The organism is Brevibacterium otitidis (assembly GCF_042429315.1).
Taxonomy (GTDB): Bacteria; Actinomycetota; Actinomycetes; order Actinomycetales; family Brevibacteriaceae; genus Brevibacterium; species Brevibacterium otitidis.
This window is the reverse complement of sequence record NZ_JBHMAU010000038.1, coordinates 44,957-65,492: the sequence shown is the minus strand read 5'-3', so window position 1 is coordinate 65,492 and position 20,536 is coordinate 44,957. Positions and strand designations below refer to the sequence as shown.

At 68.8% G+C, this 20,536-nt stretch carries 18 protein-coding genes; 7 read left to right on the top strand and 11 right to left on the bottom strand.

The features are described 5' to 3' along the window. Positions 1–86 precede the first annotated feature (86 nt). Entirely contained in the window at positions 87–1,541 is a 1,455-nt protein-coding gene (locus tag ACFFN1_RS05105; RefSeq protein ID WP_376839224.1) for a M18 family aminopeptidase, read from the bottom strand. Positions 1,542–1,561: 20 nt separating this feature from the next. Here ACFFN1_RS05105 and ACFFN1_RS05100 point away from each other — a divergent pair, with 20 nt between their 5' ends. Further along, the gene (locus ACFFN1_RS05100) at positions 1,562–2,917 is read left to right on the top strand and encodes an MFS transporter (protein WP_376839222.1); all 1,356 of its coding nucleotides are present in this window, start codon (positions 1,562–1,564) and stop codon (positions 2,915–2,917) included. Between the two features lie 58 nt (positions 2,918–2,975). Continuing rightward, positions 2,976–4,478 carry a DUF1684 domain-containing protein gene (locus ACFFN1_RS05095; protein ID WP_376839220.1) on the top strand — a complete coding sequence of 501 codons (1,503 nt, stop codon included), beginning with the start codon at positions 2,976–2,978 and terminating at the stop codon, positions 4,476–4,478. 192 nt (positions 4,479–4,670) lie between these two features. Here the strand turns inward: ACFFN1_RS05095 and ACFFN1_RS05090 are convergent, their stop codons facing one another. Continuing rightward, complete coding sequence (locus tag ACFFN1_RS05090; RefSeq protein ID WP_376839218.1) at positions 4,671–6,629, bottom strand: M13 family metallopeptidase; 1,959 nt, start codon at positions 6,627–6,629, stop codon at positions 4,671–4,673. Positions 6,630–6,786: 157 nt separating this feature from the next. Next, complete coding sequence (locus ACFFN1_RS05085; protein WP_376839216.1) at positions 6,787–7,302, bottom strand: mycothiol transferase; 516 nt, start codon at positions 7,300–7,302, stop codon at positions 6,787–6,789. Positions 7,303–7,443: 141 nt separating this feature from the next. Between ACFFN1_RS05085 and ACFFN1_RS05080 the strand changes: the two genes are divergently transcribed. Together ACFFN1_RS05080 and ACFFN1_RS05075 are read left to right on the top strand one after the other, a co-directional pair. After that, positions 7,444–7,974: a low molecular weight protein-tyrosine-phosphatase gene (locus ACFFN1_RS05080; protein ID WP_376839214.1), complete on the top strand. Its 531-nt coding sequence runs from the start codon at positions 7,444–7,446 to the stop codon at positions 7,972–7,974. 126 nt (positions 7,975–8,100) lie between these two features. Beyond that, entirely contained in the window at positions 8,101–8,739 is a 639-nt protein-coding gene (locus tag ACFFN1_RS05075; RefSeq protein WP_376839212.1) for a copper resistance CopC family protein, read from the top strand. 79 nt (positions 8,740–8,818) lie between these two features. Here ACFFN1_RS05075 and ACFFN1_RS05070 read toward each other — a convergent pair whose 3' ends face one another. From ACFFN1_RS05070 to ACFFN1_RS05035, 8 genes are all read right to left on the bottom strand, one after another. Next, positions 8,819–9,964, bottom strand: a complete 1,146-nt coding sequence (locus tag ACFFN1_RS05070; RefSeq protein WP_376839210.1) for a glycerate kinase — start codon at positions 9,962–9,964, stop codon at positions 8,819–8,821. A 284-nt stretch (positions 9,965–10,248) separates the two neighbouring features. Then, on the bottom strand, positions 10,249–11,568 hold the full coding sequence (locus ACFFN1_RS05065) for an MFS transporter (protein ID WP_376839208.1): 1,320 nt from the start codon (positions 11,566–11,568) through the stop codon (positions 10,249–10,251). A 235-nt stretch (positions 11,569–11,803) separates the two neighbouring features. Next, positions 11,804–13,453 carry a phosphoglucomutase (alpha-D-glucose-1,6-bisphosphate-dependent) gene (gene pgm, locus ACFFN1_RS05060; RefSeq protein WP_376839206.1) on the bottom strand — a complete coding sequence of 550 codons (1,650 nt, stop codon included), beginning with the start codon at positions 13,451–13,453 and terminating at the stop codon, positions 11,804–11,806. A 163-nt stretch (positions 13,454–13,616) separates the two neighbouring features. Continuing rightward, complete coding sequence (locus tag ACFFN1_RS05055; RefSeq protein ID WP_376839203.1) at positions 13,617–13,943, bottom strand: rhodanese-like domain-containing protein; 327 nt, start codon at positions 13,941–13,943, stop codon at positions 13,617–13,619. Positions 13,944–14,099: 156 nt separating this feature from the next. Further along, entirely contained in the window at positions 14,100–14,696 is a 597-nt protein-coding gene (locus ACFFN1_RS05050) for a TM2 domain-containing protein (protein ID WP_376839201.1), read from the bottom strand. Positions 14,697–14,733: 37 nt separating this feature from the next. After that, positions 14,734–14,868 carry a hypothetical protein gene (locus ACFFN1_RS05045; RefSeq protein WP_376839198.1) on the bottom strand — a complete coding sequence of 45 codons (135 nt, stop codon included), beginning with the start codon at positions 14,866–14,868 and terminating at the stop codon, positions 14,734–14,736. A gap of 219 nt (positions 14,869–15,087) precedes the next feature. Then, positions 15,088–16,593 carry a succinyl-CoA:acetate CoA-transferase ScpC gene (gene scpC / locus ACFFN1_RS05040; RefSeq protein WP_376839197.1) on the bottom strand — a complete coding sequence of 502 codons (1,506 nt, stop codon included), beginning with the start codon at positions 16,591–16,593 and terminating at the stop codon, positions 15,088–15,090. Between the two features lie 101 nt (positions 16,594–16,694). Beyond that, on the bottom strand, positions 16,695–17,357 hold the full coding sequence (locus ACFFN1_RS05035) for a TetR-type transcription factor C-terminal domain-containing protein (RefSeq protein WP_376839195.1): 663 nt from the start codon (positions 17,355–17,357) through the stop codon (positions 16,695–16,697). A 317-nt stretch (positions 17,358–17,674) separates the two neighbouring features. On the opposite strand from ACFFN1_RS05035, the gene ACFFN1_RS05030 reads away from it, so the two are divergent. The 3 genes from ACFFN1_RS05030 to ACFFN1_RS05020 all read left to right on the top strand — a co-directional run bounded on the left by ACFFN1_RS05030 (position 17,675) and on the right by ACFFN1_RS05020 (position 20,411). Further along, complete coding sequence (locus ACFFN1_RS05030; protein ID WP_376839193.1) at positions 17,675–18,736, top strand: phosphotransferase family protein; 1,062 nt, start codon at positions 17,675–17,677, stop codon at positions 18,734–18,736. Then, a complete protein-coding gene (locus ACFFN1_RS05025; RefSeq protein WP_376839191.1) occupies positions 18,733–19,491 on the top strand; it encodes a histidine phosphatase family protein in 759 nt (252 codons plus the stop codon). Before ACFFN1_RS05030 ends, ACFFN1_RS05025 begins: the two co-directional genes overlap by 4 nt. A gap of 158 nt (positions 19,492–19,649) precedes the next feature. Next, positions 19,650–20,411, top strand: a complete 762-nt coding sequence (locus ACFFN1_RS05020) for an SDR family NAD(P)-dependent oxidoreductase (RefSeq protein WP_376839189.1) — start codon at positions 19,650–19,652, stop codon at positions 20,409–20,411. Positions 20,412–20,536: the final 125 nt, after the last annotated feature.

The window sequence follows — 20,536 nt, the reverse complement described above, 5'->3', positions numbered from 1 at the left end:
GGAGCACGCCGCCGCCGGCGCTAATGCGCCGACTGGCATATGTGGCCCCGGAGTGCCGCCGTCTCAGCACCGAGTCAGTCGCCCCCTCAGGCTCCGCGCATGTAGGCGTAGGCGACGGCGAACATGTCGTGCACGTCGGTGACCGCGCACATCTCGCGTGCCGAGTGCATGCTCCACAGCCCGATGCCGATGTCGACGGTCGTCATGCCCAGCCGGGTCGCGGTCAGCGGCCCGATCGTCGAACCGCACGGCATCGAGTTGTTCGACACGAACTCCTGGTAGGCGACGTCAGCAGCATCGCAGGCGGCGGCGAACCGGGCGGTGCCGATCGCATCGGTGGCGTAGCGCTGCTGGGCGTTGATCTTCAGCAGCGGGCCGGCACCCAGGCGCGGCCGGTTGACCGGGTCGTGCCGCTCCGGATAGTTCGGGTGCACGCCGTGGCCCGTGTCGGCGGAGAAGCAGATGGAACCGGCCATCGAGCGCAGGTACGCCTCCCGGCCGCCACCACCAGCACCACCAGCACCGCCAGCCCCGGCAGCCCCAGCCCTGCCACCCCCAGCCCCAGCACCAGCACCAACAGCCGCCGCGACGATCCGCTCGGTCACGTCGGCGAGGAACGGCCCGCAGGCACCGGAGCGGGTATTGGAGCCGACCTCCTCATGGTCGAAGGCGGCCAGCAGCGGGATCTCGCTGATCTCAGCCGGGTCGATGAGTGCCAGCGCGCTCATCCCGGCATGCACCGACGACAGGTTGTCGAGTCGCGGGCTGGCGAGGAACTCGTCGTGCAGCCCGAAGGTCGCCGGCTCCTGCGCAGCGATCGTGACGACATCGAACCCGGCGACATCGGCGGCCTTCACCCCGGCCGAGGCGGCGAGCACTTCGAGCACATCGTTGCTCTGCAGCCCGTCGGCTGCCCGCAGCAGTCCGGTGAGGTCCTCCAGGCCGATGACCGGCTGCAGGTGGCGCTGCTTGTCGAGGGCGAGCTTCTGATTGACCTCACGGTCGAGGTGGATCGCCAGCTGCGGGATCCGGGCGATCGGTTTCGTGCGCGCGAGCATTGTCTGCCCGTCGCGGGTCACGAGCCGCCCGGCGAGGCTGAGCTCCCGGTCGAGCCACGAGTTCAGTAGCGGCCCGCCGTAGATCTCGACGCCGATCTGCAGCGCACCCTCGGTGGTAAATCCGGGGTTGGGCTTGAGCTTGAAGGCCGGGGAGTCGGTGTGGGTTCCGAATACCCGGAACACCGGAGCCGAGGCGCCGCCCGCCTCGCGAGCACCGGCCCCAGCACCACTGCCAGCCCCGGCCTCAGCACCACCAACCACCTCGGGCATCACCCAGGCGATCGCCGCACCATCGCGGACGACGACGTACCTCCCGCCGGCCCGCAGGTCCCACGCCTCGGTCTCGGCCAGCTCGGTGAACCCGGCGGCCACCAGCCGCTCGCGCACATTCGCGGCGGCGTGGTACGAGGAGGGGGAGGCGCAGACGAAGGAAGCAAGGTCCGCGGCAACGGTGCTCGGCGCTGATTCAGTCGTGATGCTCATAAGTAGTAGCGTAGTCAATCGTGCTCTCTGTTCTCCTGCGCCTGTTCGGATGGACGTACATTCCGATCTCCGTCATCGCGAAGCTGCCCTTCGCGATGTCGGTCGTCGCCGTGCTCACCGCCGTCGCCGCCACGCGCGAGAGTTACACCCTCGCCGGCTCGACCGCCGCGCTCGTCGGGCTCGGCACCGCGATCTCCGGCCCGCTCATCGGCGCCGCCGCCGACCGCTGGGGGCAGCGCATCGTCCTCATCGTGACCGCGCTCGCCAACGCCGGCGCGCTCTTCGGCCTCGCCGTCGCCCTGCGCTCCGAGGTCGCCACCCCCGTCGTGCTCGCCGCCGGCGTGCTCATCGGTCTCACGAGCCCGCAGGCCACCTCGATGATCCGCACCCGCTGGCTCTACGCCATCCGCGCGACGCTCGCCGGCGCCGAGGCCCGCAAGGTCACTTCGAAGGTGCTCTCCTACGAGTCGATGACCGACGAGCTCGTCTTCGTCTTCGGCCCCGTCATCGTCGGCGTCATCGCCGTCGCCCTCGGCGTCGTCGTGCCGCTCGACTTCGCCGCCGCGCTCACCGGCCTCGGCGTCCTCGCTTTCGCCGTCCACCCGTCGGTGCGCTTCACCACCGGCCACGCCCGCCAGCCCGCCGCCGCTCCCGAGGCGCCAGCCGCCTCCCAGCAGGACCCCGCTCCCGAGGCGCCAGCCGCCTCCCAGCAGGACCCCGCCTCCCAGCCCGCCACTCAGCCAGCCCCCACCCCGCGGCGGCCGGCCCCGGTGCGCGAGATCTACCGCCTCGTCGTCATCGTCCCGGTGCTGGGCATGACGAGCATCGGCGTGTTCTTCGGCGGCTCGCTGACCTCGCTGAGCAACTTCATGGGCAGCTTCGGCCAGGCCGACGCCGCCGGCATCTACTACGGCATCATGGGTGTCGGCTCAGCAGTCCTGGCGCTGTCGGTCGTGCTGCTGCCGGAGCGCTTCACCTTCACCGCCCGCTGGATCGTCTTCGGCGGCATCTCCCTGACCGGTTCGCTCATCATGCACACCGTGTCCCGCCCGATCGACGTCGTCCTCCCGCTCGTCATCATGGGCTGTGGCATCGGCCCGGCGCTCGTGACGCTGTATTCGATCGCCTCCGAGGTCGCCCCCTACGGCCGCACCACCACGGTCATGGCGATGATGTCGACCGGTGTCGTCGTCGGCCAGTCGGGATCCTCGGCACTCACCGGAGTCATCATCGACCGATTCAGCTATTTCGAAGGCTTCCACATGATCACCGTCGCCACCGCGCTGCTCGTCTGTCTGGGCGGTGTGCAGGTGCTGTTAAACCGATGCGATGCCCGGCGCCGCGGCACCCGCATCACCTATTATGGTGATGAGTGATCGGCTTGTCGGACGCCGGCGTCTGACCGCTAACCCCTAAGCGAGTTCGAGGAGCCCTGTGGAACAGTACAGTGCCGAGTGGCAGGCGTGGCATGACGCCCGCATCTCCGATCTCGCCACCCCGTTCGGGTGGCTGAGCGTCACTGGACTCACGTGGCTGACGTCGTCGCAACCGATCACCTGGCCCGAGGCGCCGGGCACCTTCACCGTTGACGGAGACTGGGTGCACTTCACCCTGGCTGACGGGGTGTCCGCCGGTCCGAGCAAGGCCGCGCTCGAGGTTATGAGCCGTCCGGCCGGGGAACGCTCCGGCGGGGATGCCGCCCATGATTCGATTCCAGCGCGGGCCTCCCATCCCGCCGCCGAGGTGCGGGTCGACTCATCGCAGTCGATGTCGGCCCGGCTCGATGACGGGGAGTCGCTCAACTGGTTCGTCGTCGACCACGCCACCTATGAGCTCATCCGCCGCGACGGGAACTACGGGATCCGCCGGCGGGATTCGAAGGCCCCGCTGCTGCAGCGCTTCATCGACATCCCGGCTTTCCCGCTGAGCCAGGAGTGGATCGTCTCCGGTGCTTTCACCCCGTATCCCGAACCGGAGCCCCGCCGCATCGCCACCGCCTGCCCGGGCCTGGAGCTCGACGAGCAGCTGACCGGTGAGGTCCGGTTCACGCTGTGCGATGTCGAGTACGTGCTCAAGACCTCCGGCAGCCCAGAGCACGGCCTGCACATCAACTTCCACGACTACACCAACGGGCGCACAACGGCGACCTGGCGGCGCATCAACCTCGGCCTGCCCGACGCGCAGGGCCATGTCATCATCGACTTCAACCGCACGATCAACTACCCGTTCGCGTTCATCCCGCACGCCACCTGTCCGGCGCCGGTGCCGGAGAACGTGTTGCCGATTGAGCTGCAGGCTGGCGAGCGCCTGCCGACACAAACGCTGTCGGAGTCCGGGATCAACACGCCGGTGCTGTTCATCGACCTGTCCCCGGAGATCGAGATCGGCGGAATCATCGACCTGTGGACCGAACTCGGTCTCGACGTCACGCTCGTCAACCGCGACGAGCCGCTGCCGCCGCTGCCCGGCTTCGCCGCCCTCGTCGTCTTCTGCTGGGGGCCCACAAGCGAGGTCCGCACTGGGCTCATCACCGAGATCGTCGAAATGGTCTCCGATGCGATGGCCACTCGGATCCCGGTCGTCGCCGTCGGCACCGCCACCACGATGCTCGCCGCCGCTTCGCTCGACGGCTCGCTGACAGCCGGGCGGATCACCTTCGAGAAGACCGCCGACAGCCTTGGGCCGATCCCGCTGGCTGTCACCGACACCGTCGCTGAGGACCGGCTGTTCCGCAACAACATCTCCCGACTCGACCCTGACGGGGTCGGCTACATCGTCATCGACAGGGCCGAGGGCGAAGAGCTGCCGGCTGGGCTCAGCGGCGACGCGGACCGTGCCGAGACCCGCCGCGAGGCGCAGCGGACCTTCGGCGCTCATGAGGTCGCCTGGCGCGATCTGGCTGAGCGCTTCGCCCGCCTCCTGCACACCACCATGTGACAGCTCCTGCCAGTACCATCTGCCAGTGCTGGCGGACCCCGGCGTCAGCGGTTGACCAACTGGTGTGACAGAACCCGGCCCGCGAATCGCGGACCGGGTTCTGTCGGGTTCGAGGTCAGCAACCTGCGGCCGCCTGACGCACAACCTGCGGCCACCTGACGCGCGGGCGCCGGCGCAGCCGCAGGCACAGACTCACGCCCAGATGTAGACGCGCTCCTCCGGCGGCAGGTACATCGCATCGCCTTCGGTGACGTCGAAGGCCTCGGCGAAGGCGTCGATGTTCTTGACTACCTGGTTGCAGCGGAACTCCTCCGGGGAATGCGGGTCGATGCTGAGCCGGCGCAGCCGCTCCTCCTTGCGCATCTTCACCCGCCAGGCCTTCGCCCAGGCGTAGAAGAACTGCTGCTGCTCCTCGCGCGTGACCTCGCGGCCCTCATCGGCAGCGGCGATCGTCAGCGCCTTGTACGCAATCGACAGTCCGCCGACATCGCCGATGTTCTCGCCGATCGTCAGCGCGCCGTTGACGGTGTGCTTGGATTCGAAGCCGGCCGGCACGAGCACATCGTACTGGTCGATGAGGGAGCGGGTGCGCTCCTCGAAGCGCTGCCGATCCTCGGCCGTCCACCAGTCGACGAGGTTGCCGGTGCCGTCATAGCGGGAGCCCTGATCGTCGAAGCCGTGACCGATCTCGTGGCCGATGACCGCGCCGATCGCTCCGAAGTTCGCGGCATCGTCAGCGTCGACGGAGAAGAACGGCGGCTGCAGGATCGCGGCCGGGAAGACGATCTCGTTCATCACCGGGTGGTAGTAGGCGTTGACCGTCTGCGGGGTCATGAGCCATTCGGTGCGGTCGATCTCCTTGCCGATCCGCCCGACGTGCCGGTCGTGCTCAGCCTCGGCCGAGCGGCGCATATTGCCGAGCAGGTCGTCGGCGCGGATCTCCGCCGGGTACTCCCGCCACACATCCGGGTAGCCGACCTTCGGCGTGAACTGCGCGAGTTTCGTCAGCGCCCGCTCCTTGGTCTCCTCACCCATCCAGTCGAGGTCCTTGATCGCGGACTCATAGGCGCGGATGAGCTTGTCGACGAGATCGCCGATCGCCTCCTTGGCCTCCGGCGAGAACTCCTGGGCCACATACAGCTTGCCGACCGCCTCACCGAGCAGCCCCTCGACGAGGCTGACGCCGCGCTTCCAGCGCTCACGCAGCTGCGGGGTGCCGGAGAGGATCCGGCCGAAGAAGTCGAAGCTCTCCTCGACGAACTCATCGCTGAGCGCACTGGCCGAGGCGTTGAGCAGCCCGAACATCATCCACCCGCGCAGCACGCCGATCGGCGCGTCCGCCCACACCTGGCCGGCCCCGGTGAGGAAGGACGGCTGGCTGACGATGAGGTACTCGGCATGTTCGATGCCGGCCCCGGCCCGCCACGCATCCAGGTCGAATCCGGCCGCCAGTTCGGCCGCCTCGGCAGCGGTGAACCGGTTGTAGGTCTTCTCCGCATCGCGGCTGGCCACCCGGTCCCAGTGGTGGGCGGCGAAGGCGGTCTCGAGTTCGAGGATCTTGTCAGCCAGCTCCTCATCGGTCATGCCGGTGTGCTCCTGCAGCCCGGCCAGCTGGGACATCTTCGCGATATGGGCGCGGAACTTCTCGCGCAGCTCGGCGTTGTCCTCGCCGCGGTAGTAGGACTCATCGGGCAGGTGCAGGCCCGCCTGCACGATGTACATCGCATAGACATCGGAGTCCTTGGCGTCCGCGCTGACGAAGCCGCCGAGCAGTCCGCCGCAGCCCTCGCGGTCGAGTTCGCCCATGAGGCGGGCGAGCGCGCGGTGGTCGGCGGCGGCCTTGATCCGTTCGAAGCCCTCGCGCAGCGGGGTCACGCCGAGCTCGCTGATCCGCTCGGTGTCCATGAACGAGGTGAACAGGTCGGCGACCTTCGCCGCTTCGCTGCCGGGCTCCGGCGTCGCGTCGGCCAGGCCGGTGATGATGTCGCGGACCTTCTCCTCGGCGGCGTCGTAGAGTTCGCGCATCGCTCCGTCGCCGGCCCGGTCGTCGGGGATCTCGAAGGAGTCGAGCCAGGCGCCGTTGACGTGGCGGAACAGGTCATGGGAGGCAGCGACCTGCGGGTCGCTGTGGGGCAGAGAGATCTCAGTCATAGTCCCAACCTATCGTCTGCAGGCCGGGAACTGCGGGGACGACCAGAAGATTTCCTGCTCCCGAGGTGGTGGGCGCCTCGGGAGCAGATCCCCGCTTCGGGAGCAGATCCCCGCCTCAGGTGCGGGCGCAGATGGGCACCCAAACAGCGAGCCCAGGTCAGGGGCGTGGGGCATCCCAGCCGAGGGCGCCGCGGATGAACGCAGCCTGCCCGGCGTGCTGGGCGGCGTCGTCGATGATCGAGACGAGCCGGGCGCCGCGGGTGACCGGCGGATCGTAGGAGGTGTCGATGACCGCGTCGAGATCCGCCGGCTGCAGCCGCTCGAGGTAGGCGGCCAGCGCCTCCTCAACGGCGGTGAGATAGTCGCCCAGGGTCGCCGGATCCTCGATGCGGACGGCGGCGGCCTGCTCGGCAGTGTGCCCGAACCCGAAGCCCTCAGCCGGCAGCCCGAGGCGGGCATGGAAGGCCTGCGCGGTCCACACCTCGGGCGCGGAGGCCAGGGCGGCCAGCTGCACATCGGCCTCCCGGCCGGTGTGCCACAGCAGCCAGGCGATCGAGTTCGTGCCGGCAGCGAGGTGGGCGTTGAGCTCGGCGGTGGTGATGCCGTCGAGCACCTGGCGGGCGACGGCGAAGGGTCGGGTGAGCATATCGGCGAGCACGGCGCGTGCGTCCATGGGAACCTCCTCCAAGGCGGCGGGCTGGCGGCGGGGCCGCCAGCGCTTCCGAGTCTAGGCGCCGGCGCGGCTATCCGGCAGGGCAGCCAGCAGCGGCGAGGTCGCTACAGTGGAGGCGAGGACGCTGACGAGGGAGGACGCATGAGCGCACCAGCAGACACCGGCCAAGCTCCGACGGGGGACGTGAGCATCGTGTTCGTGTGCACCGGCAACATCTGCCGCTCGGCGATGGCGGAGCGGATGACGGCCGGGGAGCTGTCCGATCTGCCGGTGCACATCGACTCGGCCGGCATCAGCGATGAGGAGCACGGCAACCCCATCGACCCGCGCGCAGCCCGCGTGCTCGCCGAACGCGGCTATGACACCTCCGGCCACGCCGCCCGCCAGCTCACCAGCGAGTGGCTGGCCGCCCGCGACATCGCCATCGTCATGACCGACCGGCATCGGCAGGCGACCCAGCGGCTGCTGGAGTCCGTTCCCGAGGCGGACCGCCCCGAGGTGCGGATGCTGCGGTCCTATGACCCCGCCTGCGCCGGGCTGACCGGCACCGACCTCGACGTCTTCGACCCGTGGTACGGCCACCAGGACGGGTTCTACGAGACCTATGACATGATCGCTGCCGCGCTGCCGGGCATCCGGGCGGCCGTCGAAGAGCGCGCCGGCCGCCGGTGAACCCGGTGCCGGGACCGTAACCGGATCGTAGTGAAGCCGTAACCGGTCGCGGCCGCAGGGATCCAGCTCGCCTGGAGGTCGATGGGGAATAATGGGGTAGTGAGTCCGTCTGATTGGAGTATCCCTTTGACCAACCGCACCTTCTCGACTTCCCTGCTGGCGATCCTCGCAGCTGTGGCCCTGGGCTTCACGCTCCTGTGGTCCGCCCCCGCCAGCGCCCATGACCGGCTTGTCAGCTCGAACCCGGAGCACGGCGCCGAACTCGATGAGCAGCCCGAATGGCTGGAGATGGAGTTCTCCGGCGACGTCCAGGACGTCGGCGCTGAGGTCAAGGTCATGACCGGCGGCACCGATGTCTCCGCAGGCGAGATCACCGTCGAAGGCCACACCGTCACATCCGCGCTGCCCGATGACCTCGCGCCCGGCGACTACACCGTCAACTGGCGGGTCGTCTCCGAGGACGGCCACCCCATCAGCGGCACCTTCGACTTCACCATCACCGATGAGGGCTCCGGTGGCGGCGAAGCACAGTCCGGCGAGGACGCAGCCGCCGACGGTGAGTCCGCAGGCCTCGGCGGATCGGCCGTCGACGCCCCGGACCGTGAGGCTGTTGAGCGCGGCGAGCTCACCGGCGATGACGCCACCGGCCTCTCGCTGCCGATGATGATCCTGCTGGGCATCGGCGGACTGGCGGTCGTCGCTCTCGTGCTGCTGCTCCTCATGCGCAAGCGCCAGGGCCTGCCCGGCACCGAAGGCGACAACTGATCTGATATCCGGACTCCCACCGATCCCCGGTCGAGGAGGTGCACACCCGCACCGCCGCCTCGGCCGGGGATCGGTCGATTCAGCGGGTTTGCGGTGCCTCCGGTGACGGCAGCTCAGCGGCGATCTGCTCAGCCAGCCGGCGCAGAACGGCTGCGGGTTCGGCGAGGCAGTCGTCAAGGGGAGCGAGGTCGGTCATCTGATGCAGCCGCACCCGAGGCGGTGGCGGGCTTCCGGCGCCGAGCTCGCTGAGCTGACTGGCCGATACGGCCGCGCTGCCGCACACGACGATGCGCTCCAGCCCGCGCTCGCCGGCGGCCGCGAGCACGGCGCCGGGGCCTTTGCCTGACAGGGTCTGCTCATCGATGCGGCCCTCGCCGGTGATGACGGCGTCCGCCCGGTCGAGGGCTGCGTGGAAGCCGATGAGGTCGAGGATGTAGTCGGCGCCGGGAACCGGCTGCGCGCCGAGCACGCCGAGGGCTGCGAAGCCGACGCCTCCGGCGGCACCTGCGCCGGGCCTCTCCGCCGCCGAGGCGCCGGCCGCCTGCTCGACACGTGGGGCGAAGCGAGCGAGTGCGGCATCAAGCCGAGCGACCTCTGTCGGCCCGGCACCCTTCTGTGGGCCGTAGACAGCAGCAGCCCCGCGCGGCCCGCACAGCGGGTTGTCGACATCGAAGGCCAGCCGCAGGTCGGTGAGCCGGGGATCGAGCCCGGAGAGATCGACGCTCTTCAGCTGCTCCAGGCCGGCCCCGCCGGGCGGTACGGGTGCGCCGTCGGCGGTGAGCAGACGGGCCCCGAGTGCGGTGAGCATTCCGGCGCCGCCATCGGTGGTGGCCGAACCGCCGACGCCCAGGATGACCGTCGTGCATCCGGCATCGAGTGCGGCGGTGATGAGTTCTCCGGTGCCGAAGCTGGTGGCCTGCAGCGCGGTCTCCGGTGTCGGATCGAGCAGATTGATGCCCGAGGCCTGTGCCATCTCGATGACGGCTGTGCTTTCGTGCCGGGCCCATGTCGCTTCGACCGGGGTGCCGAGCGGTCCGGTGACAACAGCGGTGTGCGCGCTGAACCCGCAGGAGGTGACGGCCTCGATGGTGCCGTCGCCGCCATCGGCCAGCTTCAGTGCGGTGACGGTGTGGCCGGCGCGGATGAGCGCACGGGAGAGGAGCGCGGCGATCTGTGCGCTCGAAAGAGTGCCTTTGAAGGAATCGCAGGCGAGTAGGAGATGCATGGTCTCACGCTACCGCCCGCACGCATCATTACCGGGAGGTAATAGCAGGGCCGGTGTCTGTCAGACGGCCCAAGGGCCAGCCGGTGGCTGCGTACGCAGCCCGCTCACCGCTTCGGGAACGGGGAATACCCACAGGCCAGCGGGGCATGGGGGAGAAATGTTGAATGCCATGGCAGCCACGCATTCTTTCAGCCTGACCACCACGGCTGATTTACTATAACCGCCCGGTAATCATTTAGGCGAATCGTTGAACGTTGTACCAGTGATGGGCCGCAGTTGAGTTTTCAGCTCTGAGCGGAAGCCGCATCGTCGTCGCCGGCAGCCTCGCTGCCATCCGCATGGCCGCCGTCCCCGTTCTCGCTGTCGGCATCGGTGATGGTGTTGATGACCGTGCGGTTCTGGCGGGCGGCGTGGCTGCGGGTTGCCGGGTCCATCTGCCGGTTGAACGCGATCGCCAGCAGCGCCGCGAGCGTCGCGCAGACGGCCGGCAGAATGAGCGCCTCGCGGGCGCCGAGGGTGTCGATGACGACGCCGGAGATCGCCGAGCCGATCGCCACGCCTAAGCCCAGCGAGGTGCCGATCCAAGCCAACGCCTCAGTCAGCCGGTGGGGTGGGGCGAGCTCTTGGATGACGGAGGCGGCGGCGATGAGCGAGGGCGCGAGCGCGAGGCCGACGGTGAAGATCGTGACGCCGAAGGCGAGCATCGAGCTGGCCAGCAGCATCGGCCAGGTGAGGGCGGCCAGGCAGCTGAGGGCGATGGCGAGGCGGCGCTGGACGGGTGCCTTCCAGGTGCGCACGCCGTAGAAGATGCCGGCCAGCAGCGAGCCGAGCGCCATGGCGCTGACGAGCACGCCGGCCATCGGCTTGTGCCCGGCCTCTTCGGCGAAGGCGACGGCGATGATGTCGAGGGCGCCGAACTTGACGCCGAGCACCGCGTGGGCGATGACGACCACGAAGATGCCGAAGTTCGACAGCACCTTGCCGCGGGCGGCGCCGCGCTGGTGCGGCTGCGGGATCGGCTCGGTCGACTTCTGACTGTAGAACAGCGCCGAGCCGACGACCGTCGTCACCATCGAGGCGATGATGCCGGCGGCCGGATAGATGACCGTCGCGAGGAAGGTGACGATCATCGGCCCGGTGACGAAGAGCATCTCGTCGGCCACCGACTCCCAGCTGAAGGCGGTGTCGAGCTGTTTGCGGCTCGTGATGATCGCATTCCAGCGGGCGCGCACGAGCGAACCGAGCGAGCCGACGGTGGCGCCGGAGATCCCGGCGAAGATGAAGACGAAGCCGATCCACCAGCCCTGGAACACCGCCAGCAGCAGCCCGATGAGCCCGATGATGTGGATGCCGACGATCGGCAGCATGACGCGCGCCTGGCCGTAGATGTCGACAAGACGGGCGATGATCGGGTTCGACACCGCCTGCACGAGCATGAAGACCGCGGCGACGAGCCCGGCGAGCGCGTAGGTGCCGAGCACTCCCTGGATGAAGAGGACGACACCGAGGCCGAGGATGGCGATGGGGAAGCGCGCGATGAGCCCCGCCAGCGAGAACTTCAGCGCTCCTGGCAGCGAGAAGATCTCCTGATAGTTGCGGAACATCAGGACAGTCTACCCCGCACCCGCCTGCCGACAGGCGTGAATCCGTGGTGTGATTGGTCACCGCGGCACCGGTCCCGCAGCAACCGTTCACGCAGCAACCGCTCCAGCAGCAACCGGTCCCGAGGCGGTGGGCGAGCCGGAGCGGGGGGCTCAGTATCCGAATGCGGCGAGCAGTCCCTTCTGCATCACACAGCGCTGCGCACAAGGTTGATGTCTGCGCTGTGCGCGGGCGATCTCAGAGCTGTGATCCGATGACCCCGTCGACGACAGCCTTCGCCTCAGCCTGGACCCCGGCTAGGTGGTCGGCGCCCCTGAACGACTCGGCGTAGATCTTGTAGACGTCCTCGGTGCCTGAGGGGCGTGCGGCGAACCAGGCGCTCTCGGTTGTCACCTTGAGTCCGCCGAGTGCCTCCCCGTCACCGGGAGCCTCGGTGAGCTTGGCGGTGATCGGCTCACCGGCGAGCGTATCGGCGCTGACCTGCGCGGGGTTGAGCTTCTTGAGCGCGGCCTTCTGTTCGCGGGTGGCTGGGGCGTCGATGCGGGCGTAGGCGCTTTCGCCGTGCTCGGCGGCGAGTCCGGCATACAGCTGTGAGGGTGTCTTGCCGGTCACTGCGGTCATCTCGGCGGCCAGCAGGCACAGCAGCATGCCGTCCTTGTCGGTCGTCCAGGCGCTGCCGTCGAAGGCGAGGAAGGAGGCGCCTGCCGACTCCTCTCCGCCGAAGCCCACGCTGCCGTCGAGCAGTCCGGACACGAAGTACTTGAAGCCCACCGGCACCTCGTACAGCTCCCGGCCGCGGGCGGCGGCGATCCGGTCGATGATGCCGCTGGTCACCGCAGTCTTGCCGATCTTCGCGTGCTTCGGCCAGTCCGGCCGGTGGGTGAAGAGGTAGTCGACGGCGGCAGCGAGGTAGTGGTTGGGGTTCATGAGCCCGGCATCCGGGGTCACGATGCCGTGCCGGTCGGCGTCGGCGTCGTTGCCGGTGGCGATGTCGAACCGGTTCCGGTTGGCGATGAGTGAGGCCATCGCGTGCGGCGAGGAGCAGTCCATCCGGATCTTGCCGTCCCAGTCCAGCGTCATGAACGACCACGTCGGGTCGACCTCGGCGTTGACGACGTCGATGTTGAGGTCGAGGCGCTCGGCGATGATCGGCCAGTAGTCCGCAGCCGCCCCACCCATCGGGTCGGCGCCGATGTGCAGCCCGGAGCCGCGGATCGCAGCGACGTCGATGACCTTCTCCAGGTCGTCGACGTAGTTGGAGGTGAAGTCGAAGTTCATCGTCTCGTCGAGGTGGAAGGCCCGCTGGAATGCCTGCCGGGGGATCTTCTCCCAGCCGGCTTCGAGCAGTTCGTTCGCCCGGTTCTCGATCCAGGTGGTCACCGACGAGTCGGCCGGCCCGCCGTGAGGGGGGTTGTACTTGAAGCCGCCGTCCGAAGGCGGGTTGTGCGAGGGCGTGATGACGATGCCGTCGGCCAGGCCCTGTGCGCTGCCGCGCGCGGCGTTGTGCTTGAGGATCGCGTGCGAGAGCACCGGGGTGGGGGTGTAGCCGTCTCGCTCATCGATCATCGTCGGCACCTCGGCGGCCGAGAGCACCTCCAGCGTCGTCAGCAGCGCCGGTTCCGACAGCGCATGCGTGTCCCGGGCCAGGTAGAGCGGACCGGTGTAGCCCTGCTGCCGGCGGTGCTCAACAATCGCCGCCGTGATCGCGGCGATGTGCGCTTCATTGAACGACCCGGCACTGGAGCTGCCCCGATGCCCCGACGTCCCGAAGCTCACCCGCTGGGCGGGATCACTCGGATCGGGGACGATGTCGTGGTAGTCATCGAGCAGATCGGGGATCGAGACCAGATCGGACTCAGCTGCGGGTTCTCCTGCACGAACATTCATAATCACACTTTCTCAGAGCCCCGCGCCGAAACGTAGTCGAAAGCTGAATCATCTCGCCATGCGGCCAGCTAGCCGAGACGACGCGGGTGCGGCGTCCCAGCAGGTGAGAACGCCGCGCCCGAGGCGGTGGTTGGGCGGCAAGTCGGATTGCCTCTGCGGGTGGTCACTTCACGTGCGGTTCTTCGTCGGTGTCGCCGACGATCGGACGGCCGTTGTCGAGGTGCCAGGCACCCATGCCGCCGTTGATGTTGATGGCGTCGAAGCCGTTTTTGTTCAGCCATTCGGTCGCGGTGCGCGAGCGCCCGCCGGAGCGGCATATGACGTAGACGTCCTCGTCCATCGGCACCTCGCCGTAGCGCACCGGCAGGTCGGAGAGCCGGATGTGCTGGGCGCCTTCGATATGGCCGGCGGCGAACTCATCGTCTTCGCGGACATCGAGGATGTTGGCACCCTCGGGGATCTCGGTGATGCTGCAGCTTGGAATACTCATGCCGGTCATTCTAATCGCCGCACCTGCCGGCGGACAGGGGCTCAAGCGTACGGCGGTGAGGGGCTGAAGCGCACTGCGGCCGGGACGGGAAGTGCACCCGCCCCGGCCGCAGTGCGATCCGGTGGCTGCGGTGAGGCGCTCACCGCAGCCGGGCCATCACCCGTTGTACATGGCCGGGGCTGATGCTGCCGCAGCGATGGAGATGATGATCCAGGCGATCGTCGACAGCACGCCGAGTGCGATGAGGATGATAGAGACGAACATCGTGATTTTCCGGTGCTCTTCGTATCCTTCGAGCGGCCGGCCCTCGGAGTCGGTGCGCTTGCCGAAGATCGTGAGGAAGACGTCGATGATCGCCCAGATGCCCAGACCGCCGCAGGTCAGCAGCTTGGCCACGCCGGTACCGATCCTGCCGAGGTAGAAGTGGTCGACGCCCCAGCCGCCGAGGAACTGGGCGAAGACCCATGTGAGGATGTAGGACTTCTGCGGTGTACCTCCGTAGCCGGCGCCGGGCTGCGGGCCGCCGTAGGACTGGGCGCCGTAGGCGGAGCTGGGGCCCTGGCCGGGCTGCTGGGCGACCGGGCCGCCGGGCTGAGAGCCGTAACCGGACTGCGGCTGCGCACCGGCCTGCGGCTGTGCACCGGGCTGGGAGCCGTAGCCGGGCTGGGCGGAGTGGGAGCCGCCGGGCCGGCTGCCGGCGGGCTGGCCGTACGGCTGGGGTGAGCCGCCGGGCTGGGACGGGGTGTCGGTCATGGATGGTCCTCCTGTTGGTGCGCTGGGGACTCGGCCCTCATGGTGCGGTGGGGTTGCCGCGCTGAAACCAGGATGCGGCGGAGTGCTGACCCCGCTGGAGGGCACCTGCGCGCCGACGATCGGCGGCGGCGCGCAGGTGCCCGTAGCGCATCGGCTGATCGTGCTGACTCATGGTCCCTCCCTGCGAAATCGGCGGGGATGAGCCGGATGGCTCATTGTCGCTTCGATCGTATCCGAGCCGCGACCCTATTCCGCGCTGCTGTCCGGCAGTGTGTCGAGACTGGCACAACCGCTCCCGAGGCGCCGGTCACCGCTCCGGAGACGCCGGTCACCGCTCCGGAGGCGCCGGTCGCCGGCAGCCAGCCGGCCCCCACCTCGGGCGCGGGTCCTGTCACATGCGGCCGGTGTCGCGCAGGCGCTGATGCCAGCTCAGCGCCTCATCGAGCAGATGCGGAGTGTGGCGGGCGCCTGCGGAGGCAGCCCAGGCGCGCTCGGTGTAGTCGTGGAGGCGGTCGCGGAAGTCCGGGTGGGCGCAGTTGTCGATGATCTTCTTCGCGCGGCGCCGGGGCGCGGTGCCGCGCAGATCGGCGATGCCCTGCTCGGTGATGATGACGTGCACATCGTGTTCGGTGTGGTCGACGTGCGAGGCCATCGGCACGATCGCGGAGATCGCTCCGTCCTTGGCCGTCGAGGGTGAGACGAAGAAGTTGAGGAAGGCGTTGCGGGCGAAGTCGCCGGAGCCGCCGATGCCGTTGATCATCTTCGCGCCGAGCACATGCGTGGAGTTGACGTTGCCGTAGATGTCGGCCTCGACCATCCCGTTGATGGCGATGAGGCCCAGCCGCCGGATGATCTCCGGATGGTTCGACATCTCCTGGGTGCGCAGCAGGATCTTGCCCTTGTACGCCTCGGCGTTGGCATTGAACTTCTCGGCGGCCTCGCGGGAGAGGCTGAAGGCGGTGGCGGAGACCGAATCCATCTTCCCGCTCTCGATGAGCTTGAGCAGATTGTCCTGCATCACCTCGGTGTAGGAGTGCAGGTGCTCGAACTCCGAATGCTCCAGTCCGTCGAGCACGGCATTGGCGACATTGCCGACACCGGACTGGATCGGCAGCAGGTTCTCCGGCATCCGCCCGGCCCGGACCTCGTGGCGCAGGAAGTCGATGAGGTGCTCGGCCATCGCCTCGGACTTCGCATCGACGGGGGCGAAGGCATTGTCGCGGTCCGGGGCATTGGTCTCGACGATCGCGACGACCTTGTCCGGATCGACGTGCAGATACGGGTCGCCGATCCGCTGGGTCGGCTCCAGGATCTGGATCGGATTGCGGTTGGGCGGCAGCTTGGTGCCGTAGTAGACGTCGTGGAAGCCCTCGAAAGCCCGCGGCTGCCAGGAGTTGACCTCCAGGATGACCTTGTCGGCCAGGTCGAGCCAGGTCTTGTTGTTGCCCACCGAGGAGCTGGGCACGAGCAGCCCGTTGGGCAGCACCGCGGTGACCTCGACGACGGCGACATCGAGGTTGCCGTAGAAGCCGAACCACACCTGCTGTGCCAGGTGGCTCAGGTGGGTGTCGATGTACTCGACATCACCGGAATTGATGGCTGCGCGCATGTCCGGATCGGTGTTGAACGGTGCGCGCATGTGCACGCCCTTGGACTGGGCGAGCAGGCCGTCGAGCTCATGCGAGGTCGATGCGCCGGTGAGCAGGCCGATGCTGAAATCATCGCCGGCGGCATGGGCGGCGTCGATCCGCTCGGCGAGGGCGCCGGGGACCGCTTTGGGGTAACCGCAGCCGGTGAAGCCGCTCATCGCGACATTGTCGCCATGGCTGATGTGGGCCGCCGCCGCAGCGGCGCTCGTCACTCGCTGGGACAGAGTGGGGCACGTGATCCGGGACATGCTCCTATTATCTATAACCCCACACCGCCTGGGCACTCAGGTCGTCCTGGCCGGCGGGGAGCGGAGCTGCCGAGGCGACCGGCACCTCGGGGGCGGCTGCCTCAGTCTGCGGGCTGGACGATGAAGTCGAGGTCTTCGGCCACTGCCAGCGGCAGCTCCATGAGCCGGTCAAGGTCCGCCTCGGCGGGATCGCGGCCGAGCAGGCGCAGGCAGTAGAGCAGATAGCTGCGTTCGAGCTCTGCGACGGTGATCGGTCCGTCCTCGCGGTACCACAGGGCGATCGAGTTGCAGATCGAGAGCACTGCGCGGCCGGCGAGTTCAGCATCGTCGACGTCGAACACCCCGGCTGCCTGGCCGGCTGCGATCCGGTCGTTGAGCACCGCACGCGAAGCCCGCTGCTGCTCGTGGATGACCTCGAACTTCTCCGGCTCCAGCCGCTCGGTATCGCGCACCACGACCCGGGAGATGAGCTGATTGTGCGCCCGGTAGCGCACGAGCAGCCGGATGACAGCGGCGGTCTGGTCGATCGGATCGTCTCCGGCGTCGGCGATGACGCGGGTGGCGGTCTCGATGTAGCCGGCGAACGCCGAGCGGATGAGCTCGAACAGCGCGTCCTGCTTCGAGGGGAAGTAGTAGTACAGTGCCGACAGGCTCAGATCCGCCTCCTGGGCGATGTCGCGGATCGAGGCGCCGTCGAAGCCCTTCTTGGCGAAGGTGTTGCGGGCGGCGGTGAGGATGACGGACCTGCCGTTGGACGATCGCATGCTGGCTCCTGACGTGTCTCGATTCGCGGGGGCCAGGCGGCGCAGGCGGCAGCCGGGGCGGCGCACCTCGTCGTGGCCCGCTTTCAGTCTAGCGGGCATTCTATCGAGCAATCGCTCAATTCCGTCATCCGTGCCCGAGGTGACAGCTGGCTCCCGTGCCCGAGGCGACAGCCGGCTGCCCTGCCGAGGCGACAGCCGGTTGCCGCGCCGAGGCGGCGGTCACCGGCCGTTGCCCGCGTGCGGGGGCGCCTTGACAGCGGCGACCCGACCTCCATATTTTGAATGCAGACGAACGTTTGTTCATAAGGGGGTTTAGGGTGGTCGACACGGAACAGCAGCCGGCGGCGCGCAGCGGAGTCCCGGCAGGCATCGACGCCGTGCGGGTCGGTGCGTGGATCGCCGAGCACCACGGTGCTGACCCCGGCAGGCTCAGCTATGAGGTCATGTCGGTCGGCCGGTCGAACCTCACCTACACGGTCCGGTGCGACGGCGAGCCCCGCTGGGTGCTGCGCCGCCCGCCGTTGGGCCACACTGGCGGCAGCGCCCACAACGTCGCCCGCGAAGGCCGCATCATGGCCGCCCTGAAGGACACCGACGTGCCGGTCGTCAACGTCTTGGACATCGTCGACGACGGCAACGTCCTTGACGTCCCCTTCGTCTTCATGGACCACTGCCCCGGCTTCCCTCTCAACACGCCTGCCGACCTCGCCCGCATCCCCGCTGGCCAGCGCCGGCAGACCGCCTTCAACCTCGTCGACTCACTCGCGGCCATCCACCGCGTCGACATCGACGCCGTCGGATTGGGCGATCTGCGCCGGCCCGGCGGGTTCGTCGAACGCCAGCTGCGCCGCTGGCTGGGCCAGTACGAGGCGATCACCACCCGCGACCTGCCGGCCATCCGCGAAGTCCACGCCGAACTCGTCGCCCGCATGCCCGATGACTCCCAGGCTGCCGTCGGCCTCGTCCACGGCGACTTCAAGCCCAACAACGCGATCTTCACTCCTGCCGGTGAGATCGCTGCGGTCGTCGACTGGGAGCTCTCGGCCATCGGCGAAGTCGTCACCGACCTCGGCTACCTGGTGGCGATGCTGTACTCAGACCCGAACCTCACCCACATCTGGGTCCCAAGCGTCGCCGACGGCTTCCCGGAGAAGTCCGCGCTCATCGCCCGCTACGAGGAAACCGCCGGCCGGGAAGCCGCCCACGTCGACTACTACGCCGGGTTCGCGCTGTGGAAGCTCGCCTGCATCTCCGAAGGTGTCTACACCCGCATCCTCAAAGGCCAGATGGGCGATACCGGATTCGATCCCGAGCAGGCCGGGCAGGGCGTTGAGGAGCTCGCCCTCGCCGGCCTCGACCTCATCACCGGCAGCCGATGAGCAGCTTCCTCGGCCGCACGCTTGGTGCCGCGCTGCTGACCCGCGGCACCGACTGCCTCGACGTGTTCCTCATCCGCCACGGCCAGCAGACCCGGCCCGGACCTGACACCCCGGAAGCCGCCTCCTACGACCCGCCGCTGTCGGCCATCGGCCGCGCTCAGGCAGAGGCCGCCGCGGACGCCCTGGCCGCCCGCCCGATCACGGCGGTCTACGCCTCCCAGCTCGCCCGCGCCCATGACACGGCGGCGGCGATCGCAGCCCGCCACCGCCTCGGCGTCGGCACCGACGAGCGGCTGGCCGAGGTGGGGATCTTCCAGCAGGTGCCCGCCCACCTCAGCTTCGAACAGGCCGTCGGAGCCCAGACCGCGGCCGAGGCGGCGGAGACGATGGTGCGCACGCGCAAGTGGGATGCGCTGCCGTTGGGCGAGGGCTCGCAGGCGTTCCGCACCCGGGTGCACACGGCGATCTGGGAGCTGGCGCGCCAGCACCTGCCCGAGCCGGGCAGTGCGATGCGGGCGCGGGAGGCAGCCGAGCGCAGCGGCGAACCGGTGCCGCACCCGCAGGCGATCGCCATCGCCTGCCACGGCGGGGTCATCAATGCCTTCCTCGCTGAGGAATACGGACTCGAAGCCGATTTCCTCTTCCGTCCCGCCCATGCCGGGATCACCCGGGTGCGCTTCGCCGCCGACCGGGCGGTCATGCTCACCGGAAACGAACTCGGCCACCTCGAAGACCGGCAGCTGCTGACCTTCTGAGGGCTGACCGCCCTTCTCGGGGCGTGCCGCCCTCTTGAGGGTCTGCCAGTGGACGCGGTGGATGCCGGCAGGAACCGTGCCGGGACCGCCGCACAGGACGCCGGCAGGCGGCCGGTATAGTGCAGATCGTGCCCCGTGAGTGAAAGGAATCACACCCCATGGAACTGAACAACGCTGTCGCCCTCATTACCGGGGGCGTCTCCGGTCTGGGCCGCGCGACCGCCGAACGCCTGCTGGCTGCTGGCGCGACCGTCGTGCTGCTCGACCTCAATGCCGAAGCCGGTGCCGCCGCCGTCGATGAGCTCGGCGAGAAGGCCCACTTCATCGCCGCCGATGTCACGAGCGAAGAGGATGTGCAGAAGGCCGTCGACCTGGCCACCTCGCTGGGCAGCCTGCGGGTGGTCGTCAACTGCGCCGGCGTCGCCACCCCGGGCAAGCTCGTGAGCAAGCGCGGGCCGCTGGGCCTCGACGAGTTCACCAAGGTCATCAACATCAACCTCGTCGGCACCGTCAACGTCTGCCGGCTCGCCGCTGCGGCCATGCAGCAGCAGGAGGCCGAGGGCGAGGAGCGCGGCGTCATCATCAACACCGCCTCGGTCGCAGCCTTCGACGGCCAGATCGGCCAGATCGCCTACTCTGCCTCGAAGGGCGGCGTGCATGCGGTGACCCTGCCGATGGCGCGTGAGCTGGCGAGCTCCCTCATCCGCGTCGTCACCATCGCCCCAGGCATCTTCATGACCCCGATGATGGCCGGGCTGCCGCAGGCCGCGCAGGACTCGCTGGCCGCCTCGGTGCCGCACCCGGCGCGCCTCGGCCAGCCGGCCGAATATGCGCAGCTGGTCGAGTCGATCGTCGCCAACCCGATGCTCAACGGCGAGACGATCCGCCTCGACGGCGCCATCCGCATGGCGCCGAAATGATGCGCATCCCCTGGCACCGAGGCGTCCCCGCAGGGACGCCTCTCCACGGCGCCGGTCGACTCCCAGGGGTCGACCGGCGCCGTGCGTCTGCTGCCTTCGTCGGCTGCCGGCTGCCGCACGCAGAC